Here is a 21853-nt window from a genome sequence, read left to right on the forward strand (position 1 = left end):
TAAAATAGATGATATCCATATGGAAAACGGGGAGGAGACATGCTATTATATATAAATGTGGAATTATGATCAAATCGATGCTTTGCATAAACCGGACGTTTGCAATAATAACGACGGCCTTTACGGTAACGATCATTATGTTGAACGTACCGGACGCTTGCGTGCAGGAACTGAAAGGGCTTACCATCATCCAGGCTTACCAGCTAGCAAGGGAAAGCTACCCGCTTATCAAACAGCGGGACCTCATCACTGGAACCGGCTGTTGTCGTATCGGCGGGCAGGATATCCGGTCCCCGTTTTTTGACGGAGGCTTTGCCGGTCAATACCACCATTTATCTGATGCAGGATCATGATAAAATGTGACCGTCGTCAGTTTCTAAGCGCGCACAATTAGCCAGCTTTACATAACAAATTAGATGTGTAACTCATGAAAACAATAGTAATTACTACCGATTTTTCAGACGGTTCAAAACAGGTAGCCCGCTACGGGTTTGAGCTGGCCAGACAATTAAGAACCGATGTGACACTTTGTAATGCCATGATCATTCCGGCGGAGATCCCCCAGGCGGGGATTGTGGCCTGGCCGATGGATGTTTATGACGAATTAATGGCGGACAGTACAAAAGAATTAAATCAGCTCAAAGAGGCTTTACTTTCCGGTCATGTCACCAAAGATGCTTTTGAGCCGGCAATTACCTGTTTCCTTGAGTCAGGTACCGTATGTGATATTGTTAACCAGGCCGTTGATCTTCAGGGCTCTGGCTTAATGGTAATTGGTTCCCATCAAAATGAGGGTTTGGGTCAATGGATGATCGGCAATCATGTCCGGAGACTGATTGACAGCAGCCGTATTCCCCTGTTGCTCGTGCCTTCGGGAACTCATTTCAGAAAAATAAAGAAAATTGCTTTTGCCACTGACTTTAGCGATATGGAGGCCGATTTGAACTGTATCCGTAAACTGGTGGCAATTGCTGAACCGCTGAATTCGGGTATTTTGCTGGTACATGTCAACAATGAAAAGCATAATACACCACAGCTGCAGTATTATCTGGACGAAACATTAAAAGAATTGGTGAAAAAAGCAGATTATCCGAAAATCGATTATGAACTGATCAAGGGCAGCCGGGCAGTAGCCGGCCTGGATTGGCTGCTAGAAGACGGACACGTAGACATGCTGGCGATGCTGCATCGTACACACGGTTTTTTTACCGGCCTGCTAAAAGGCAGCCATACCCAGAAAATAGCCGGTCACAGCCACATTCCCATGCTGATTTTTCCAGATAAATCATCCGTTTAGATTCATCAATATTGAAATTATGAACACGATATCAACAGACAGTCAACTGGAGTACGAACTGCAGGAACTGTATATTTTAAGCCAGCACTGGCTACAGGACCTCTCTTTTTTAGAAGATGAAATGCAGTTTTTTAAGAACATCCTGTGTAAATACCAGGAAACGGGCACGCTGAATGAGATCCCGTCAAAAGCGCAGGACTTCACAACAAAAATCAGGGAGCAGGAACAGCACCTGGACTCCCTTAAAAGAAAGGTTCCGGAATTTCTCGTTTTTCTTAAACCCTTCATTGGCGACCAGAAAAAGGAAATGGATCTTAGCTTTCTCGAAAAATACAATAAACCGGAAACGGAATTAAGGACCTTATTTGCCGCAATTAAGGCGACTAAGCAAGAACTGTTCAGTTATACGGAAGCGATCATGACCACGGAAAAAGCAGTGCAAACACGATAAACTGCCATTTACTGTTATGAACACGATCGCCGTATTGACCGATTTTTCAGAAAGATCTGTCCACGCCACGCGTTTTGCCATGCATATGGCAAAAAAAATGAGGGCAAAAGTATTGTTGTTTAGCATAAGCACCGTTCCTGCAAACCGGCAGCTAATGACGGCCGGTGAGCCATCCTATCTGCCAGATCCGGTCAATGAGCTGGCAGATTTTACCTTTCGTATGGGACTGGAACTGCAAAACAGATCGTTTCCGGGCGCTTGTTTACCCGGATTGGCATTTCATGAGGAAGGCCCGGAGATCGTGGATATCATGACAGCCATCATGGAGAACAACGAAATTAATATGATCGTTACTTTTCCTTCCGGTAGTGATGACCTGGCTACCTATGTGCTCGGTGATACCTGTAACCGGATCATAGACTGGGCCACCGTTCCGGTACTTGTCGTGCCAGAATGCGCCGCGGTCAGGAACTTTGAAAAAATCGCTTTTGCTTCGCAACTTCACGGGGAGGATCTCCATTCCATCGCTGAACTGGGCGGCCTGATGGAAAATTTCGCCGCGGAGCTGATGGTTGCCCACCTGAACGAAGATCCATCGGACATCGGCATACAAGCGGCCGAAAAGCAACTCAGCCGTGATTTATATCAAAAGCTGGATTGTGGCGGGTTTTATTTTCGTAGTATTCCCGATACGAGCGTCCAAAAGGATTGGAGCTGGCTGAATGCCAATAAAAAAACAGATCTGCTTGCTGTCGTCCAGCAGCCAAGGGAGCAAATGGCCAGGTTCTTTAAAAGGGGCCGGCATAGCCAGGTGACTTATCATATTACTATCCCGGTGATCATTCTTCCACAAAGACCCTGAAAGCTTAAAAAAGGAGCGGCTTTTGCCATCGGTAAAAGCCGCTCCTTTTTTATTCCTGTATTTCTATGGCGCTTAATTTTGCTTCCGAGCAGGTTAGCTCCCCGATCCAATCCTGGAATCTAAGATGCTTCTGGCCGGTAGCTTCCGTGAAAAGTGTTTTATAATAGCTGATACCATCCTGTAACTGTAACTTGAACTTCATCAGTTGTTTCTTCTTTTTATCGCTCAGATCCTTCAATTGAGATTGGAGGTCACGCTGCAAATAATCAATATACAGGTTCAGCTCTTTGATAAACATATGCGGTCTCCTGATCTTACCCAATAGATCAACCGTGCCATAGATATGATTGATCATTTCGTCCAGGGTATAGATCCGGGAAAAATAAGCCAGATTGGGCCCGGGGCAGATAGCAACCGCTTTGTTTTCCCTGGGTTTCAGCATATCGTACCTGATATAGGCGGAGGCGCAAAGGCCTTCACAAAGGCATGTTTTTTCAACGACGGATTGATATTGTTGCTCATATACCGGCCCGGGAAGATGCAGTGTATTCAATTGCCTTAGTTTTAGCTGCTGGTACTCCCTGGAAGCGGTACAGATCGGTTTTTCTGTAAATTCCGTATTCGTGCATAAGTACTTTTTGGTACAGGGACTGCCTGGACGGTTATGACCCAGCCGTTCGAGGCGTTGTGTTTCTGCTGTGCTCTTTTTAAAGTTATTGAATAAAATACCAAGGGGAGAGGCACCACTCACATAATAATCGTCTTCCTCCGCGTGTTCCAGTTGCTCCAGAGTTTCCTGATCCACATTGGTGACCTCCGGGACGAGTAAAAAAGGGCTGCCCCAGCCAGTAGCGTCCATCTCGTAGTGGTCCAGTAGAAATTCGTTTTCCGAAGCTGTACCGATCCCGCCCTGAACGCTCAACCTTTGTACTGGTGTTTCCATGCAGGTAATGCCTTTCTCCAATAAAGCGTTTTGGTAACCCTGAAAAAGCTCTACAACCATTTCCCGGCGCTTCTCCCTGAATTCTTCCAGGATCGGCCCAAGCAGGTGCCCTTCTGTCGCGAACGCATGGCCGCCGCAATTGAGCCCGGATTCCACCCGAAATTCGGATACCCATATACCCTTTTTAGCTAAAAACTTAGCCTGGATAAATGCGGAGCGGAAATCACTCACCTTCAGGATAACCTTTTTACGGAGCAATCCGTTTTCGTCAGGGTAGAAATCCGCGAACGTTTCCAGGTAACTGTATAACCGCGGGTTCATGCCCGCGGACAGGATCACGGAGGATTGCAGGCAGCTCCGGGCAAAACCACGAAGGGCAGCTAATGCATCTGTATTCAGCTCACCACTGGAATCGCCGTTCGCTGTATAATTCATTTTATCCACTTTAGACATGATGTTGACATCAACCGGCCCCCGCTTCATTTCCCGTTTGAGCAATTCCTGGAAGTGTGTTTTTTGCCATTCGTCGCTCAGCTCCAGCATCAGGTCATATCCCTGTTTTAAACGCGCGTGTTCAGGAAGCAGTTCAAAATAACGGCATAAGTCGTTCCCGGCTTCGAATGGCAAAGCTTTCATCGCCTCAAACTGCCGGTTAACCAGGCGGTCGATCAGGTCCAGGTAGGCGGTGATCCTCCTGGCCCTTGCATCCTCTTCCTTTTTTAAAATAGGTATATAGGCTTCGCCACTCAACCGGGCATGGTATTGCCGCATCCTTTCTGTCAGTTCATCATCCACAATGGACACGGTGGACGATATGCCGTAACGGGCGACCTTTAAAGGCGTGTCAATGGAATAACCCAGTCCCAATACAGGGATATGAAATGTATGGCTCATATTGATATTTTTGATTGATTTAAATTTTAATAAATACGTTCACCTGGTGATCAGTCCTCCTGACCTCATGAGCGCTTCCATTTCAATAGCTTTAGGAAAGAGGATATTATTTTCCAGGTGGAGGTGCAGGTAGATGTCCTCCTCATAAGCTGCAAGCAGCTTGTAGAGTATAGCGCAGGCGTTGGACGTATAGGCTGGAGCTGTATAGTCATTGGTCTGTTGCCTGATCAGCCGGAAATCTTCCAGCACCTTCCTACCTTCCGCCTGCGTCAAATGGAGGAATCCGGAAACGGGCCCGAAATCTGCTTCCCTTATTGTCGTTTCGTTTTTATAGGCTGCACATAGCGCAGTGATATAGGGGAACCATGTTCTTTCCTCTTTGATTCCTTTTAATTCGAGTGTTCTTCCGGTGCCCGCAAATAAATCCGCGACCCGCTTAATTTCCGGGTGGTGTACCCTGTCGGATTCAGCGGCTTTATACGCCAGTGAGGTGATAAACCCGGTTTGCATACTGACAAAACGGTGATGAAACTCAATGATATATTTTGTCAGGAAAGCCAGGTCCCAGTTGGAGTAATTTGTTCCCTTGTCAGGCTCCACCGAATCTGTTTTAAACAATAACTGCCTGACATCGATATACGGAAGTTTCTTTTCGTCGCAGGCTTGTTGAAGGGTTCTGTTTCCGTTACAGATGAAGTCGATATCCAGGCTTTTCAACACCCGGGCTTTCCGGTAATCCAGGGAGACGATGCTGCCAATGGTTTCCTGATCTTCATTCGTGTCCTTTTTGATCACCTTGATCTGCCAGATCAGCGGGCCGTTTTTCAGTGTTTCCCATTGAAAAGCAGCTCCGCGTTTAGCCTGTAGGTCGTCATAAAATGAACCCGGGTCATGGTCGTCGCGGATAACCAATACCCTTCCGGGATTTAAGGAGTCGAATTTTTCAAAGATGGCTGCATGCCTCAAACCCGGTTCAATTGCTCTTACATCTATTATCTCGTGTGTGTCCATTGCAGGAATTTGTCTGCAAAGCTATTTTCTGAAGGTCGTTCAATAAATGACCATGATCATATACTGCCCAATTTGACATTATTTTATTTCGGAACGGAAAATATGGACAGGCTTATTAAAAGAGACGTTACCGTTAAAATGGAACCAGAGCCATAAAAAACGGGTTTTTCGACAATAAAACAGGACCGGCAGGAGCGGCGATGGAAATGGAGGATGGGCTGGCTTTTTCTCAATTAAAATATTTCAGGAACTAAAAGTGACGGGTATCATTTTTTTAAGTCCCCGGGATCATTCCGGGGGGAACACATATCCTTCATTTTTGGGCAAGAAAATGAAGTAAAATGCCGGAAACCATAACTCATGTCAAAACCAGCTGCTATCATTGCGGTGACGAATGCCTGACCTCATCCTATCAAATAGAAGAAAAGCAATTCTGCTGTCAGGGTTGCCAGAGCGTCTATGAAATATTGTCCGGTGCCGGGCTTTGCAGCTATTATCATTATAATGATCACCCGGGAGCAACACGTTCAAGAACGGATAAACGGTTTGATTACCTGAGTGATCCGGTGATTCTGGCCGGGCTGCTGGATTACACGGATGAACATTTGTCGGTTATTACCCTGTATATTCCGCAGATCCATTGCAGTTCCTGTCTTTGGTTACTGGAACAATTGAATCGTTTTAACCCGTCCATCTATTATTCAAGGGTGGATTTTCTAAAGAAGCAACTGATCGTGCGGTTCGACCCCAGGGCGTTCAGCCTGCAGCAACTGGTGGAGCTCCTGTATGACCTGGGTTATGAACCGCTGATCAGCCTGCAGGATATTATCCAAAAGCAAAACAAAGCAGAAAAAGGCAACCTCGTGCAAAAGATCGCTGTGGCGGGTTTTTGTTTTGGTAATGTCATGCTGCTCAGCTTTCCGGAATATTTCGGGCTTTCGGGTTATGAACAGACATTCAGTCATTTTTTTGGTTACCTGAACATCCTGTTTACCTTGCCGGTTGTATTTTTTAGCGGTCGCGGCTACTTTATTTCTGCCTGGCATAACTTAAAAAACGGGATACTGAATATCGATTTTCCGCTGGCGCTGGGTATTGCGGTGTTATTTCTCCGGACTGCGGTGGAAGTCATTACGCATACAGGTGCGGGCTTTGCTGATACTTTATGCGGGCTGGTATTTTTCCTGTTGGTGGGACGATTCGTCCAGCAGAAAACCTATCATCATATTTCCTTTGAAAGGGATTACCGTTCTTTCTTTCCGGTAGCAGTTCAGATCATCGAAGAGGGAAGAGAAAAACCGGTACCGCTTTCCGGCCTGGTGACCGGGCATCGTATGGTGATCCGCCACAATGAGATCATTCCCGCTGATGCGATCCTGCTGAAGGGACAGGCCCTGATCGATTTCAGCTTCGTAACCGGGGAATCGGTACCTGTTAACAAAACATTAGGAGAGATCATTTACGCAGGGGGGCGGCAGACTGGCGAGGCTATTGAATTGGAAGTGATCAAGCCCGTCTCTCAAAGCTACCTGACCCAACTGTGGAATAATGAGGCGTTTACCCGAAAACAGGATAACCGCATGAAAACCTTTAATGAAAGGGTGAGTAAATATTTTACGATCATTTTGATCGCCATTGCTGTTGGCTCCCTGCTGGCCTGGCTGCCGTTTAATTACAGGCGTGGGATCGATGCCTTTACCGCGGTGCTCATCGTAGCCTGCCCCTGTGCGCTGGCATTAAGTACCCCATTTACGATGTCGGCCGCGTTAAGCATTTTTGACCGTAACCTTTTTTACCTCAAAAATACCGCGGTGGTGGAGCAGATGGCCCGCGTGAACACGCTGGTTATGGATAAGACAGGCACGATCACGACCGGCCGCGGCAAACGTATCGATCTATCCGGAGCCTTGACAGGGGAGCAGCAACAATTGATCTACAGCGCCTGTGTTAATTCGATTCACCCCCTGAGCCGTATGATCTGCCAATACTTCGGGGCTTTGGAAAAACTCCCCGTGACGTATTACAAGGAATTACCCGGGAAAGGGATTACGGCCATTATCGGTGGTCATCTGCTGCGTATCGGCAGCGGTAAGTTTATCTTCGGCGATTTTAAGGAAACCAAACTAATGACCCGCGTTCACCTGATGATCGATGGCAGCTTTCTGGGCTATTTTACCTTTTTACAGGAATATCGGGAGGGCATGGAAAGGATAGGGGAGTTAAAGTCTGCCTATTCCCTTTACCTGCTGTCCGGCGATCAGGACCATGAACGGGACGAATTGCTCCGGTTCTTTCCTGATGAGGGGCACCTGTATTTCAGCCAATCCCCACAGCAGAAGCTTGACCGGGTCGAAACACTCCGGCAGCAGGGGAACAAAGTCATGATGCTGGGCGATGGTCTGAATGACTCCGGAGCTTTGAAACAAAGCGACCTGGGCGTAGCAGTGACGGATGATGTAAATAATTTTTCGCCGGGTAGTGACGCGATCCTCGACGGCCGTTCTTTTCATAAATTGCCGGCATTCCTGCGTTTTTCAAAAGACACCGTTCATATCATCCATACCTCTTTCCTGATCTCGCTCACGTATAACCTGGTCGGTCTGAGTTATGCGGTCACCGGTCGTCTGTCACCCCTGGTGGCAGCGGTACTGATGCCGCTAAGCACCGTGACCATCATCTCATTTACCACGCTCGCCACTCATTTTGCCGCGAAAAGGAGAAAATTGATATGAATATCATCTATTTCCTGATCGGCTGCAGCGTTTTGCTTGCCCTGATCTTCCTGGGCGCATTTTTCTGGGCCCAGCGCAGTGGACAAAATGATGACCTCTATACACCATCGATGCGGATCCTGCTGGACGATGACGAGCCTAAAGCTGATGAAAAATGATTTCAATCATTTTTAAAGCTCCCTGTCGTCATGCGGCCACCCAATAAGCCTTAATAATTTTACCACTATAAACAGAGATCAATTTATGCAACCCGAAAAATTTTACTATGACAACAAGATCGTCCGGAATTTTGGTATTGCTACCGTAGTCTGGGGGATCATCGGCATGACCGTTGGCCTGATCGCGGCCATCCAGTTATTTCAACCGGGCGCCAATATGCACAACCAGTATACCACCTTCGGACGCATCCGGCCACTGCACACCAACGCGGTCATTTTCGCCTTTGTAGGCAACGCTATTTTTATGGGGGTGTATTACTCCCTGCAGCGGCTGCTGAAGGCAAGAATGTTCAGTGATATGCTTAGCCAGATCCATTTCTGGGGCTGGCAGCTGATCATCGTTTCTGCCGTCATTACCCTGCCGCTCGGTTTTACCACCTCACATGAATATGCGGAACTGGAATGGCCGATAGATATCGCCATCACTATCATCTGGGTGGTGTTTGGCTGGAATATGTTCGGTACCATTTTCAAACGCCGCGAAAGACATCTTTATGTAGCGATCTGGTTTTACATTGCCACATTTGTTACCATTGCAGTGCTGCACATCGTCAACTCTTTTGAGCTGCCGGTATCTCCCCTTAAAAGTTATATGGTTTACGCCGGTGTACAGGACGCGCTGGTTCAATGGTGGTACGGCCATAATGCTGTCGCATTTTTCCTGACCACGCCTTATTTGGGCATGATGTATTATTTCCTGCCGAAAATGGCTAACCGCCCTATCTATTCTTATAAACTAAGTATCCTGCACTTCTGGGCGCTGATCTTTATTTATATATGGGCCGGCCCTCACCACTTGCTATACACCACACTGCCGGGCTGGGCCCAATCATTGGGTGTCGCCTTTTCCATCATGCTGATCGCTCCGAGCTGGGGTGGCATGATCAACGGTTTACTGACCCTTCGCGGAGCCTGGGATAAGGTAAGAGATGACGTGATCTTGAAGTTTATGGTTGTCGGGCTGACTGCCTATGGCATGGCCACCTTCGAAGGACCGATGCTTTCCCTCAAACAAGTGAACGGTATCGCGCATTTCAGCGACTGGATCATTGCTCACGTGCACGTCGGTGCACTGGGTTGGAATGGTTTCCTAACTTTTGCTATCCTGTACTGGCTCATACCCCGTATTTATAAAACAGAATTGTTCTCCAAAAAGATGGCTTCCTTCCATTTCTGGATCGGGACCCTTGGCATCCTTTTCTACGCCATCCCGATGTATTGGGCGGGTTTTACACAAAGCCTGATGCTGAAGGAGTTTACGCCCGAAGGCATGTTAAAATATCCTAACTTTTTAGAAACTACGCTCCAGATCCTGCCCATGCATATGATGCGTGCCGCAGGGGGCGCGATGTACCTGCTGGGTGTTATCGTTATGGGATATAACCTTACCAGAACCGCCTTGCAGGGCAAACTGGTGGCCAATGAAGCGGCGCAAGCTATGCCCCTGGTACCTGCTCAGGAGGTCGCCAGAGAAAGCAGCTGGCACCGCCGGCTGGAGCGCCGGCCTATCCAGATGCTGATCGCCGCGTTACTGGTTATCCTTGTCGGCACCTTTGTGGAGCTGATGCCTACCTTAACGATTTCTTCTAATATCCCAACTATCGCGGCGGTTAAGCCTTATACACCGCTGGAACTGCAGGGCAGGGACCTCTATATCCGGGAAGGCTGTTCCAACTGTCACTCGCAGACCGTCAGACCGTTCCGTTCAGAAACAGAACGGTATGGGGAGTACAGTAAAGCCGGCGAATTCGTTTACGATCATCCTTTTTTATGGGGATCCAAACGTACGGGGCCCGATCTAGCCAGGGAAGGGCAGAAATACGGTAATGCCTGGCACTATAATCACCTCATGGACCCGCGCCTGATGTCGCCCGGCAGCATTATGCCGGAATATGACTGGCTGATCTCGCAGAAACTGGATACGACCACGACACGGGCCAAAATACACGCCATGCGGATTCTGGGTGTTCCCTATCCTTTGGGATATGAAAATATAGCCAACCGCGACCTGGATAAACAGGCGAAACAGATCAGCGATAACCTGTACCTGGACAAGATCAGGGTTAAAAACAACCGGGAGATCATAGCGCTCATTGCCTACCTGCAGCGCCTGGGAACAGATATCAAAGCCAATAAATAGCCAGTAACCCTTAATAAGAAAGACCATGTTTAAGCAATTTACCGAAAATATCAACGCAAACCAGGCCTACCTGCTTTTCTCCCTGGGGATATTCTTTGTGTTCTTTATCGTTGTAACGATCATGCTGATCCGTATCCGGAAACAGCATGTGGATCACATGCGTGATCTTCCCCTTCACGACAGTTTAACGGATTCAACACCACCTTTACAATCATGAAATACCACCGGATACTCCTGATGACAGCCTTGTTGCTGTTTGCTATACGGCCGGCCATGGCCGGCGACGACAGCCTGATACCCGGGGATGTCATGAACTATATCGGGTTTGGCGCCATTGTGAGCATGTTGCTGCTCTTCGTTATCGTCATGCTGGTGCTGTTAAAGACTTTTAAGATCCTGACCAGGGTCGTATTAAAGCAGCAGGGTTTGACAGCGGCAGAAATAGACGCCGAAATGAACCCTGTAAAACCTAAAAAAGAGAAGAAACCAAAAGCGGCGGTATGGGAAAAGCTTTTATCCCTTAAACCACTGACTGAAGAACAGGAACTGCTGATCGCCCATGATTATGATGGCATCCAGGAGCTCGACAACCCGATCCCCGCATGGTTCATGTACCTGTTTTACTGTACGATCATTTTCGCGGTGGGTTACCTGCTGAATTATCACGTATTTAAAACCGGGCAGCTGCAATATGCGGAGTACCGGACGGAAATGGCGCAGGCAGACATCGAAAAGAAAGCCTTTTTAAGTAAAGCTGCTAATCGCGTGGATGAAAATACCGTGAAGCTGCTGCACGATCCTGTGGTGATCGCCTCGGGACAGGCTATTTTCAAAAGTACCTGTGCCCCTTGTCATGGCGATCATGCCCAGGGAAACGTGGGCCCCAACCTGACCGACGATTACTGGTTGCATGGCGGCAAGATCAATGACCTCTTCAAAACCATTAAGTACGGGGTTTTATCGAAAGGTATGCCGACCTGGGAAAAACAACTATCACCCAAACAAATTTCCGATGTAGCCAATTACATCGAATCATTGCATGGTTCTAACCCCGCAGGGGCCAAGGCTCCTCAGGGAACCAAAGAAGCGGATACGGATCAAAAACTCGTTGCTAATAAATAAATGATGGACGGACTACTGGTAGCAAAAGAAACACCCAAACGCCAATGGCTCTATCCGCTGATCCGGAAAGGTAAGCTGTATCGCTGGCGTTCCCGGATCAGCTATGTTTACCTGGCTGTGTTTTTTGCCGGCCCGTATTTGCGTATCAAGGGGCAGCCGCTTTTACTGCTGGACTTTATAGACAGGCAGTTTGTCATCCTGGGACAGGTTTTCTGGCCCCAGGATATTTTCCTGTTTGTTCTCGCGTCGCTGGTCTTTTTAGTTTGCGTCGTCCTGTTTACCATCGCGTTCGGCAGGATATTTTGCGGATGGATCTGCCCGCAAACCATTTTCATGGAGCTGGTATTCCGGAAAATAGAAGTCTGGATCGAGGGCAGTCCCGCAAAAGCCAAAAAACTGGACGCGAGTTCCTGGACAAAGGAGAAAATGCTTAAAAAAGGATCAAAGCATACCCTGTTTATTGTCATTTCTTTTTTGATCTCCAACACCTTCCTCGCCTACATCATTGGCAGTGGAAGTTTGATCAGGATCATGATGGAGCCGATAAGCCTCCATTGGGTAGGGTTTATCAGCATCTGGGTGTTTACGCTGGTCTTTTATTTGATTTACAGCCGGGTACGCGAACAGGTATGTACGCTGTTTTGCCCCTATGGCCGTTTACAGGGTGTCATGATCGACGAGCATACGCTGGTTGTGGCTTATGATGATGTCAGGGGGGAACCCCGTGGGAAATTAAACAAAAAGGAGGATCTGCACCATCAGCATAAAGGGGATTGTGTGGATTGCGGCCTGTGCGTAGATGTTTGCCCGACAGGTATCGATATCCGGAAGGGCACGCAACTGGAATGTATCAATTGCACGGCCTGCATCGATGTGTGCAATGAGGTGATGATTAAAATAAACAAGCCACCAAACCTGATTGGCTTTTATTCTGAAAACAGGATACGGGAAAAGGAAAAGCCATCCGTTACCGGGAGAATGATGGGATATGGCGGGGTTATCGTTGTGATGATGGCGGTACTGTGTTACTTCATTTTCAGTCGCAGTGATATGGATCTAAGCATTTTACGCAGTGCGGGAATGCTTTACCAGGAACAGCCCGGTCATTATATCAGTAATATCTACAATGCGGAAATTATCAATAAATCCAACAAGGGCAGGAGGATTTCCATTGTTCCGGCTGACCCTGTGATTAAAGTAAAATATATCCAGGCGCCGGGGGAAGTCAACGCGGGAGGTTCAGCAAAAACGGTCTTTTTCCTGATGATTGCTGACAAAGACATTAAGGCGGAAAAAACGGAGGTGAAAATTAACCTGGTATTTAACAACAGAATTATACAAACGGTCAGCACCACTTTTGTGGGGCCATCAAACGATTAAAGAAATGAACTGGGGAAAAGGAATTATTTTGGGCATGGCCCTGTTTATGCTGTTCATCATTGGCATGTGTGTACACATGTTCAGGATGCCTGCCGATGAGTATGATCATCACTATTATGAAAAGGGCCTGAATTTCGATCAGGACTATAATAAGGAAAGACAGGTCGTCACTGATAAGGCCGGGCCGCAAATCCGGATTAACGGGGATTCCGTCCGTATTGACTTTAGGAAAGGTGCAAAGGGAAATGTCAGGTTTATCAGGCCATCGAGCGAGGCATTGGATAAAGTATTTCCCCTGAATACCGCTGACGGGAAAACGGCTGCGTTTGCTGTCGCCGCACTCGTCAAAGGGCGCTGGCGGTTGGTTTTGGAATGGAAAAGTGATCAAAAAAATTACTTATATGAACAGGAGGTGGATATTCGATGAACAGCAACCAGATCGCCTTTTTTATCGGTCTGTTTGGCAGCGTGCACTGCATCGGGATGTGCGGGCCGCTGGCTTTCGCGATACCGTCGTTTGATGCCCGCTGGTGGCGGATCATCATCGACAAAACTACTTATAACGCCGGGCGTGTGATGAGTTACTCGCTTTTGGGTTTGCTGATCGGTTTGCTGGGGCGCCAGCTTTGGCTGGCTGGTCTGCAGCAGGGTGTCAGCGTGATCAGCGGCCTCCTGATCATCGGCGCCGGCTTTTCCAGGCTGATCAAAGTGAAATTTTCCAAAAGCCGGATGATGTCCGGATTCCTGGCACCTGTTAACCGGCTGATCAGTTATGCCTTAAAGCATAAAGCCGGGCATTTCGTCGTCGGTATACTGAACGGATTCCTGCCCTGCGGTTTTGTTTACCTGGCATTGATCGGCGCCGTGAATACGTCCTCGCCTTATGCATCCGCCAGCTATATGCTCTGGTTTGGGTTAGGTACCTTTCCCTTAATGCTGCTGGCAACGGTCGGTTCGGGCTTTATCGGCCCTTTGTTCCGGCGGCGGATCAATAGCGTCATGCCTTACCTGATGGTTTGCCTCGGCTGCTGGTTTGTACTGCGCGGCCTGGGCATGAATATCCCTTACCTGAGCCCGGCAAAGCAAGCGTCCGGTATCACCAGCTGTCACTGACGTTATCCGGCAGCTGAAAATGATAATGCCGGAAATTTTTAAATTAATATGATCCCCGATGAAAATCCCAGGTAAAGAAGAATCCAAATTTAACAAGGAATGGCACCAGGCAAACCCGATGCCTAAAAATGCAACATTTGCACAAAGGGTGAACTGGCACCTGGAACACCGGAAAAATTGTTCATGCAGGCCTATACCGGAAAAACTGCTTGGGGAGATGAAGCAAAAGGGTATGAGCTTCTAATTACTGCATGGTTTTTAAAACGATTATCCCTGCAGAGACCGGTGATAGATCCTAATGGCCTTTTCCCTGGCGGATTTTAAAAACGGCCTCTTTTATACGCCTTCACCAGGCGGTCCTGTTCGTCGTTGAAACGCCATACCAACAGCTTACCAGTAGATCGGATGAAAGGTGATCTATATCATATTTATACAGGACCTTCATCATGGAATGGTCCTGAGCCGCGACGGATATTTGTAGTATTAAATAGATCAATAATGGCAACTTTAACAGCTTCTGCCCAATGGAGCACCAAAGCGGCAGCAAAATCCAATTCAAATAACCTCATCAGCAAATGGACCGCTTTTATGGAGAGCCAGTCCGAAAATAAAACGCTGTGGTTCCTGCTTTCCCTGGTTGTTCAGGGTGTCTTTTTTCTCCCCGTTCCGGCGGTGCTCATTTATTATGATGATGCCCCTATACTGGTGCTGACAGTTACATTAGCCTTATTCTTCGCTAATATCATTGCGGGCATGGGCGGAGCCGGAATTAAGACCCTACTTCGCTTGTTTGCGGCCAGTATCATCGTTCATGCCCTGATGGTATTGATCTGTGTCCTGTAAATGATGAAATAAGCTTTTTATATCAATCCGAATATGATACCTCAGAAAATGAAAGCAGCGGTGATCCGTCAGTTTGGCGCACCCTTACAAATAGAAGAAGTGGCCGTAAAAAAGCCGCATGCCGACCAGATCCTCGTAAAAGTGATCGCATGCGGTGTTTGTCATACTGACCTGCATGCCTGTAACGGCGACTGGCCGGTAAAACCCAAACTTCCGCTGGTTCCGGGACACGAAGCCATTGGTTATGTTGTCGCGATGGGCGCGGAGGTAAAAGATATCCGGGAAGGTGATATCGTTGGCGTGCCCTGGCTTTATAGCGCCTGCGGCTGCTGTGAGTTTTGTATCACCGGCTGGGAAACGCTATGCGGAACTCAGCAGAATGGCGGTTATAGCGTTGACGGCGGCTTTGCGGAATATGTCCTGGCTGATCCCAGGTACGTAGCGCGCTTTCCCAAAGGAATTAACTTTACCGAAATGGCGCCGATCATTTGTGCCGGCGTTACGGTTTACAAAGGCCTGAAAGAAACCGAGGTTAAGCCCGGCGAATGGGTCGCTATTTCCGGCGTTGGCGGCCTGGGACATCTGGCTGTTCAGTATGCAAAAGCCATGGGCATGCATGTTGCCGCTATAGATATCGCTGATGATAAACTGAACCTGGCCAAAAAACTGGGTGCCGATCTCGTGGTGAATGCAGGAGAAGAAGATCCGGGAGCTTTTCTTCAAAAAGAAACAGGAGGGATGCATGGTGTGTTAGTTACCGCCGTTTCCCCGATAGCCTTTCAGCAGGGTATCTCCGCGCTGCGTCGAAAAGGCACCATTGCCCTGAACGGGTTGCCCAAAGGGAATTTCGACCTTTCCATATTCGACACGGTGTTGAACCGCTATACGGTCCGCGGCTCCATCGTCGGAACCCGTAAGGATATGCAGGAAGCTATTGCCTTTGCCATAGAAGGCAAGGTAAAAGCAACGGTACACGCCGCAAAGTTGGAAGATATCAATCATGTCTTTGATAATATGAAAAAAGGCCTGATCGACGGACGTGTTGTGCTGGAAATTGCCAAACCCTGAACCGGCCCATATTATCTATATGCGAAAAGGGATTTTACTGGTCAATTTAGGTACGCCCGACAGCCCGGCTGTCGGTGATGTACGGAAATACCTGGCCGAGTTTTTAATGGATAAAAGGGTGATCGATATTCATCCTTTTTTACGCTTTCTACTGGTGCGCGGGATCATTGTACCCTTTCGTGCACCAAAATCTGCCGCGCTCTACCAGCAGATCTGGGATGATCGGACCGGCTCACCCTTACTGCACTTTAGTAAACTCCAGCAGCAACTGCTCAAACTGGAACTGGGCGGCGATTACGTCGTTGAACTCGGCATGAGGTATCAATATCCTTCTATCGAACTGGCATTGAATAAACTGAAAGCCGCCGGTGTCAACGGTATTACAGTTGTTCCACTTTTTCCGCAATATGCCTCGGCTACCACAGGCTCCGTAGTTGCCGAAGTGATGCGGGTGATGCGCCGGTGGGCGAATATTTTGCCGCTTGCAGTTAAGGGTGCATTCTATGATCATCCGCTATTCATCGATGCCTTTACAGAAAAGGTGGAACGTTATGACCGAAGTTCTTATGATCATATACTGTTCAGCTTCCATGGCTTGCCTGAAAGACAGCTAAAAGCCTGTGATCCCCCGGGAACGTATTGCCTGGCGCAGAAAAACTGCTGTGAGGTATTAAACGAAATGAACCGCAACTGTTATGCGGCCCAATGCCATCAAACGGCCAGGCTGATCGCAGCGGAACTAAAACTCGTGCAGACGGATTATAATGTGTGCTTTCAATCGCGGCTCGGGAAACGGGAATGGATAAAACCCTACACTTCCTCAACTATCCGGCAATTAGCGGCATCTGGTAAAAAAAGATTACTGGTCGTGTGCCCGGCTTTTGTTTCCGATTGCCTGGAAACCCTCCAGGAGATCGCCTTGGAATATCGGGATGAATTTATGGATGCCGGCGGTGAAGAGCTGTTTCTGGTGGAAAGCCTGAATGATTCCCCCTTATTTATTAAGGCGCTGCAGGAGATGGTAAGTGAAAAACCGGTTTGTCCGCTTGTTTAAATAGCCATACTAAATAACCGGGTGGATGGTTTGTCCGCCCACAGCAGTGCGTCAAAGCACATGCAGATATTGCGCAGGAACCGTTTACCCAATGGCGTTACCGTCAATCCGCAGGCATCCAAGATCACCAGGCCATCCTTTGCCAGCGGGTGGAGCCGGGTCAACACCTTCGAAAATTCTTCGTTAGCTCCATGGAATTGTTTCCAGGAGATATATCCGCTGCACATGATATTTAAAATCTGCCGGCGGATCGACTGGTCTGTTTCGCTGAGCCGGTGCCCTTTAACAACCGGCAGATCACCGCTGCGGATAAGCTCCAGATATTCTTCTACTGTTTTTACATTTTGTGCAAACCCGTACCAGGAGTCACCGATAGCGGAAACTCCCAGGCCGATGAGCAATTGGGTATGCTGTGGGGTATATCCCATAAAATTCCGGTGCAGGGTGCCCTGTTTTTCGGCAAGGAACAGTTCATCCCCGGGCAGCGAAAAGTGGTCCATGCCGATCTCCTGATAGCCATAGCTCATGAGCAAATCCCTGCCGGTCTCCTGCAGCCTGCCTTTCAGTTCCGGGTCTGGAAGATCATCTTCCGTAAATTTACGTTGCCCGGGTTTGATCCAGGGCACGTGGGCATAACTGTAAAAGGCGATCCTGTCCGGTTTTAGTTCAGCTGTTATGCTCATGGTTTTGCGCAGCCCTGCTATCGTTTGTTGCGGCAGGCCATAGATGAGGTCATAATTAATGGATGTATAGCCAATTCTCCGGGCCTGCAGGGTAACCGTCTGCGCCTGTTCAAAGCTCTGCCGCCGGTTGATCATCAATTGTACCTGAGGATCGAAATCCTGGATGCCGAGACTAAGCCTGCGAAAACCCAGGTCGAATAAAGTCTGGAGATGGTCCACTGTCGTGTTCGCCGGATGTGCTTCAAAACTAAAGTCCGCATTTTCGTGGATATGGACGTCCTTCAGCAAACCGTCGATCAGCTTATGCAGGTTGTGCACGCTAAAAAATGTCGGTGTGCCGCCACCCAGGTGGATTTCTCTAATGACGGGTGTTTCTTCAAATATCTTACGGTATAACTGCCATTCCTTTAATACCGCGGCGATATAAGGTTCCTCGACCCGGTGATTTTTGGTGATCCGCGTATTGCAACCGCAATAGGTGCATAGATTTTCGCAGAAAGGGAGATGAATATATAAGCTGATGCCGGATGCGTCATTGCTTTCATTAAAAGAAAATTTTACGGATTCTTTCCAGGATGCAGGGTTGAAAGTATTACTTTCCCAATACGGCATCGTCGGATAACTGGTATAGCGCGGCACGGCGACATTATATTTATCGGCGATTTTTTTTAGTCGGTTTTCCATAATTCAGGAATGAACGGAATCTTCAGATTTGGGTGTTTTGTTGCATTCACGGGAACAGGCACAGGCCTTTCCCACACATTTGTTTTGCTGCCAGAGGTCCAGGCTTCTGATCGTTTGATCGGCGATCTCCTGCAAAGCTTCTTTCGTTAAATAAGCCTGGTGTGGCGTGATCAATACATTGGGGAAATTCATGAGGTACTGTAGCAATGGGTCTTTTACCAGGTCTTTCTGGTGATCCCCGAAAAACAGGCCTTTTTCGAACTCATAAACGTCCATTCCGAGGTAGCCTAACTTTCCGCTTTTCAACGCTGAAAGTATATCATTGGTATTTAATAAAGCTCCCCTGGAGGTATTGATTAACATTACCCCATCTTTCATCTGGTCAAGTGTCTCTTTTTGGATAAGGTGCCTGGTCTCCGGACTGAGCGGTAAATGCAGGGAAATAACATCGGAGCTGTTTAACAGGGTTTCCAGGGCAACGGGTTTTACAAAACGTAAATGACGGGAATTATTGATATCATAGCTAACGAGATGGCTTCCCATACCGTGATAGATCGCTGCGGCTGCCTGGCCAGTTTGTCCTATGCCGATGATGCCAACAGTTTTGCCGGCGAAGTTAAAACCGATCAGGCCATCATTACTAAAATTAAAGTCGTGGCTTTGTCGGTCTGCTTTTACCAATTGCCTGCTCAGGGCAAGAGCCATCGCGACCGATTGCTCAGCAATAGCTTGAGGGGAATAGGCAGGTACGCTGGCAATTTTGATCCCATAAGCCGCCGCTGCCGGCTTGTCGATATGATCTGTCCCGGAAGACCGGGTAATGATATACCTGACGCCCAGTGCGGCAAGTGTTTCAATGACAGCGCCGGATACATCGTCGTTAATAAACACGATCACTGCGTCCTTACCTTCCGCATAGGTAACCGTATCGGGGCCCAACGGATTTGAAATAAGGGTAATGTCATGTTTTTTTTGATTGGCTTTTGCCAGATATTCCTTTTCAAATGGCTTGATACTATAGGCTACCGCTTTCATCTTCTATCGTTTATGAAAACGAAATTACCGTTAAGCCCGGAGGCCTGGTATGAGCGGCGTCAGTAATACTAATGATCTGTGTCAGTTTTTCATTTTAGCCAGTTTCTCCGGATGGAGGACCTGGATCAGGCTGCCTCTCTTCTCGATCAGGCCTTCTTCTTTAAAATCGGAGAGGGTGCGGCTCACGGTTTCCGTCGCCATTCCTGCCATGGCGGCCAGGTCTTCACGCGTAATTTTAAAACCGTCCGCTCCACTGCTTTGCTGCCGGTGTAAGCGCGACAGCGCTTCGGCCATCCGTTTCCGGACAGAATGATAGGCCAGCTGCATCAGTTGATCTTCCTTGTCCCGGATATCATTGGCTAGCAGTTTAATAAATTCACGTGCTACTTCAGGATACAAATGAAGTAATTGTTCCAGCTGATCTTTGGGGATCAGGCAAACGGTACTGTCTTCCAAAGCTGTTGCGGTGTCGGTATAGACTTCATTGGCTAACATCGCGTTGACACCCAGGTATTCATCTGTGCCATAAATTCCGGTCATCAGTTCACGGCCGTCTTCGGCCAGTTTGATCGTTTTGATCTTTCCACCGGTGACGAGGTAAAGCCCGTTGCCTTTATCCCCATCATAGTATATGACCTGGTTCTTTTTAAATAACCTGATCTTACGTTCCTGGATGATCTTTTTAAGTTCTGCTAATCCACCGTTTTTCCCGATCAGGTTGTTTAAACGGTCGAGGGATTTACTGTAAAAATTCTTTTGAATTTCCTGTTTCTTCAGCCGGCTTTCTATAGCGTTTAGCAGGTCCATATCATCAAATGGTTTGGTCAGGTAATCATCGGCGCCCATCTCCATGCCTTTGCGCAGGTCTACCCGTTCAGCTTTGGCGGTCAGGAATATAAAAGGAATTGCACTAGTCTCCGGGTTTTTATTCAGCATATACAGGACACCGTAACCATCGAGTTCCGGCATCATGATATCACATAAAATAATGTCCGGCAGATTCCTGGTAGCGAGATCTACACCGGTCTTGCCATTATTGGCATCAGTCACCTCGTAACCGGCCAGCTGCAGTATTTCAACTACATTTTCACGGATGTCATTGTTGTCTTCAATGATCAATACTTTTCTATTCATGATAGGGGAAATTTAAGGATGAATGTTGTTCCCTGGTTAATATCGCTGTTGAATTCGATCTGGCCGTTCATCAGGTTGGCGTAGCGTGCCACGATATTTAAGCCTAATCCGGTTCCTGGGATATTACCGGTGTTGTGTGCGCGGAAAAACGCTTCAAATAGGTGTTTCTGATCGGTTTCGGGAATGCCTATCCCATTGTCTTTGATCGCAATCAGGCAAAATTGTTCATTGATCTCGGTGTTGAATTCTATGAAAGTATTTTCACCTGAATATTTAATGGCATTGCCGATAAGATTAAGCACGCAGTTCCTGACCAGGTTCTGGTCGAGTATGATCACGCTGCTGATGCCGGTATGCTGATAAATAATATTTTGGTTTTGCTTGGCTACCATTTGCATTTCCTCTGTAATTTCTTCCGAAAGCTTGACCAGGTCGAAGGCCTCGAATGATGGGGTTACTTTTCCGGCTTCCAATTTTTCCAGTGATAAAAAATCATTCAGGATAGCGGTAAGGTTACCGATTGCGGTTTTGATCTTAGCGACATGCTTGCTGATGTTTGGATTATCGAAAGGTTGCGCATATTTTTCTATTAAGGACGATGACAACTGTATGGCGCTCAACGGTGTGCGGAACTCATGGGATGCCATGGATACAAACCGGCTTTTTAACTGGCCCAACTCTTTTTCTTTTTCCAGGGAAAGGCTGACTTCTTCTTTGGCCTCCTGCAAGGCCTCTACCGTTTTTTTCAGGGATAGCGTTCGTTCCTCAACCAGTTCTTCCAGGTGGGCGGCATATTCCTTTAATTGTTCTTCGGCTTCCATTTCCCGGCTGAGGTCGTGGATAAAGCCGGCATAGATCTTTCTTCCCGAAAACGGGACATCGCTCACGCCCAGCTTGAATGGGAACGTAGTGCCGTCTTTGCGTAAGCCGGTCACTACCCGGCCTATGCCGATGATATGCGGTTCGCTGGTTCGCTGGTATCTGTTGATATACTCGTCATGCTGCGCTTTGTACGGCGGCGGCATCAGCGTAGAGATATTTTGACCGATCACCTCTTCCGGGCTGCAAAGGAACAGTTTGCAGGCGGCCGGGTTGATGCTCTCTACGATACCTCGTCCGTCGATCGTAATGATACCATCAATGGCGTTTTCAATGATTGCTTTTAACAAGGCGGTGTTTTCCATATACT

Annotated in this window: 22 protein-coding genes; 16 read left to right on the forward strand and 6 right to left on the reverse strand. The window is 47.8% G+C overall.

The window, feature by feature from the left end; all coding sequences use genetic code 11:
• Positions 1-137: 137 nt before the first annotated feature.
• The 4 genes from BLR84_RS21385 (at position 138) to BLR84_RS21400 (ending at position 2610) form a co-directional block, all read left to right on the forward strand.
• The gene (locus tag BLR84_RS21385) at positions 138-353 is read left to right on the forward strand and encodes a hypothetical protein (RefSeq protein ID WP_090472204.1); all 216 of its coding nucleotides are present in this window, start codon (positions 138-140) and stop codon (positions 351-353) included.
• A gap of 74 nt (positions 354-427) precedes the next feature.
• A complete protein-coding gene (locus BLR84_RS21390; protein WP_090472206.1) occupies positions 428-1297 on the forward strand; it encodes a universal stress protein in 870 nt (289 codons plus the stop codon).
• 19 nt (positions 1298-1316) lie between these two features.
• A complete protein-coding gene (locus BLR84_RS21395) occupies positions 1317-1748 on the forward strand; it encodes a hypothetical protein (protein WP_090472208.1) in 432 nt (143 codons plus the stop codon).
• Positions 1749-1764: 16 nt separating this feature from the next.
• Positions 1765-2610: a universal stress protein gene (locus BLR84_RS21400; RefSeq protein ID WP_090472210.1), complete on the forward strand. Its 846-nt coding sequence runs from the start codon at positions 1765-1767 to the stop codon at positions 2608-2610.
• A 49-nt stretch (positions 2611-2659) separates the two neighbouring features.
• Here the strand turns inward: BLR84_RS21400 and BLR84_RS21405 are convergent, their stop codons facing one another.
• Both BLR84_RS21405 and BLR84_RS21410 read right to left on the reverse strand, forming a co-directional pair.
• The gene (locus tag BLR84_RS21405) at positions 2660-4447 is read right to left on the reverse strand and encodes a hypothetical protein (RefSeq protein ID WP_090472212.1); all 1788 of its coding nucleotides are present in this window, start codon (positions 4445-4447) and stop codon (positions 2660-2662) included.
• Positions 4448-4486: 39 nt separating this feature from the next.
• Complete coding sequence (locus tag BLR84_RS21410; protein WP_090472214.1) at positions 4487-5458, reverse strand: DUF542 domain-containing protein; 972 nt, start codon at positions 5456-5458, stop codon at positions 4487-4489.
• Between the two features lie 341 nt (positions 5459-5799).
• On the opposite strand from BLR84_RS21410, the gene BLR84_RS21415 reads away from it, so the two are divergent.
• The 12 genes from BLR84_RS21415 (at position 5800) to hemH (ending at position 17128) form a co-directional block, all read left to right on the forward strand.
• Positions 5800-8190, forward strand: a complete 2391-nt coding sequence (locus tag BLR84_RS21415; RefSeq protein WP_090472216.1) for a heavy metal translocating P-type ATPase — start codon at positions 5800-5802, stop codon at positions 8188-8190.
• A complete protein-coding gene (gene ccoS, locus BLR84_RS21420; protein ID WP_090472218.1) occupies positions 8187-8348 on the forward strand; it encodes a cbb3-type cytochrome oxidase assembly protein CcoS in 162 nt (53 codons plus the stop codon). Before BLR84_RS21415 ends, ccoS begins: the two co-directional genes overlap by 4 nt.
• Before the next feature lie 85 nt (positions 8349-8433).
• Entirely contained in the window at positions 8434-10548 is a 2115-nt protein-coding gene (gene ccoN / locus BLR84_RS21425) for a cytochrome-c oxidase, cbb3-type subunit I (protein ID WP_090472220.1), read from the forward strand.
• Positions 10549-10573: 25 nt separating this feature from the next.
• Positions 10574-10765 (forward strand): hypothetical protein, encoded by a 192-nt coding sequence (locus tag BLR84_RS21430; protein ID WP_090472222.1) that lies wholly within the window; start codon positions 10574-10576, stop codon positions 10763-10765.
• Positions 10762-11670 (forward strand): cbb3-type cytochrome c oxidase N-terminal domain-containing protein, encoded by a 909-nt coding sequence (locus tag BLR84_RS21435; RefSeq protein WP_090472225.1) that lies wholly within the window; start codon positions 10762-10764, stop codon positions 11668-11670. Before BLR84_RS21430 ends, BLR84_RS21435 begins: the two co-directional genes overlap by 4 nt.
• Positions 11671-13050 carry a cytochrome c oxidase accessory protein CcoG gene (gene ccoG, locus BLR84_RS21440; RefSeq protein WP_369829193.1) on the forward strand — a complete coding sequence of 460 codons (1380 nt, stop codon included), beginning with the start codon at positions 11671-11673 and terminating at the stop codon, positions 13048-13050.
• 4 nt (positions 13051-13054) lie between these two features.
• Complete coding sequence (locus tag BLR84_RS21445) at positions 13055-13477, forward strand: FixH family protein (protein WP_090472227.1); 423 nt, start codon at positions 13055-13057, stop codon at positions 13475-13477.
• On the forward strand, positions 13474-14163 hold the full coding sequence (locus tag BLR84_RS21450) for a sulfite exporter TauE/SafE family protein (protein WP_090472229.1): 690 nt from the start codon (positions 13474-13476) through the stop codon (positions 14161-14163). Before BLR84_RS21445 ends, BLR84_RS21450 begins: the two co-directional genes overlap by 4 nt.
• 58 nt (positions 14164-14221) lie before the next feature.
• A complete protein-coding gene (locus tag BLR84_RS21455; RefSeq protein WP_090472231.1) occupies positions 14222-14407 on the forward strand; it encodes a hypothetical protein in 186 nt (61 codons plus the stop codon).
• A gap of 254 nt (positions 14408-14661) precedes the next feature.
• On the forward strand, positions 14662-15006 hold the full coding sequence (locus tag BLR84_RS21460; protein WP_090472233.1) for a hypothetical protein: 345 nt from the start codon (positions 14662-14664) through the stop codon (positions 15004-15006).
• Positions 15007-15039: 33 nt separating this feature from the next.
• Positions 15040-16074, forward strand: a complete 1035-nt coding sequence (gene adhP / locus BLR84_RS21465) for an alcohol dehydrogenase AdhP (RefSeq protein ID WP_090472235.1) — start codon at positions 15040-15042, stop codon at positions 16072-16074.
• 19 nt (positions 16075-16093) lie between these two features.
• Complete coding sequence (gene hemH, locus BLR84_RS21470) at positions 16094-17128, forward strand: ferrochelatase (protein ID WP_090472237.1); 1035 nt, start codon at positions 16094-16096, stop codon at positions 17126-17128.
• Here hemH and hemN read toward each other — a convergent pair.
• The 4 genes from hemN to BLR84_RS21490 all read right to left on the reverse strand — a co-directional run bounded on the left by hemN (position 17125) and on the right by BLR84_RS21490 (position 21848).
• Positions 17125-18495, reverse strand: a complete 1371-nt coding sequence (gene hemN / locus BLR84_RS21475) for an oxygen-independent coproporphyrinogen III oxidase (protein ID WP_090472239.1) — start codon at positions 18493-18495, stop codon at positions 17125-17127. The two genes, hemH and hemN, sit on opposite strands and share 4 nt — an antisense overlap.
• A 3-nt stretch (positions 18496-18498) precedes the next feature.
• Complete coding sequence (locus BLR84_RS21480) at positions 18499-19530, reverse strand: 2-hydroxyacid dehydrogenase (protein ID WP_090472241.1); 1032 nt, start codon at positions 19528-19530, stop codon at positions 18499-18501.
• 81 nt (positions 19531-19611) lie between these two features.
• Positions 19612-20664 (reverse strand): response regulator, encoded by a 1053-nt coding sequence (locus tag BLR84_RS21485; RefSeq protein ID WP_090472243.1) that lies wholly within the window; start codon positions 20662-20664, stop codon positions 19612-19614.
• On the reverse strand, positions 20661-21848 hold the full coding sequence (locus BLR84_RS21490; protein WP_090472245.1) for a PAS domain-containing sensor histidine kinase: 1188 nt from the start codon (positions 21846-21848) through the stop codon (positions 20661-20663). The genes BLR84_RS21485 and BLR84_RS21490 overlap by 4 nt, the downstream gene beginning before the upstream one ends.
• Positions 21849-21853: the final 5 nt, after the last annotated feature.

The organism is Mucilaginibacter sp. OK268 (assembly GCF_900103125.1).
In the GTDB taxonomy this organism is placed as follows: Bacteria; Bacteroidota; Bacteroidia; order Sphingobacteriales; family Sphingobacteriaceae; genus Mucilaginibacter.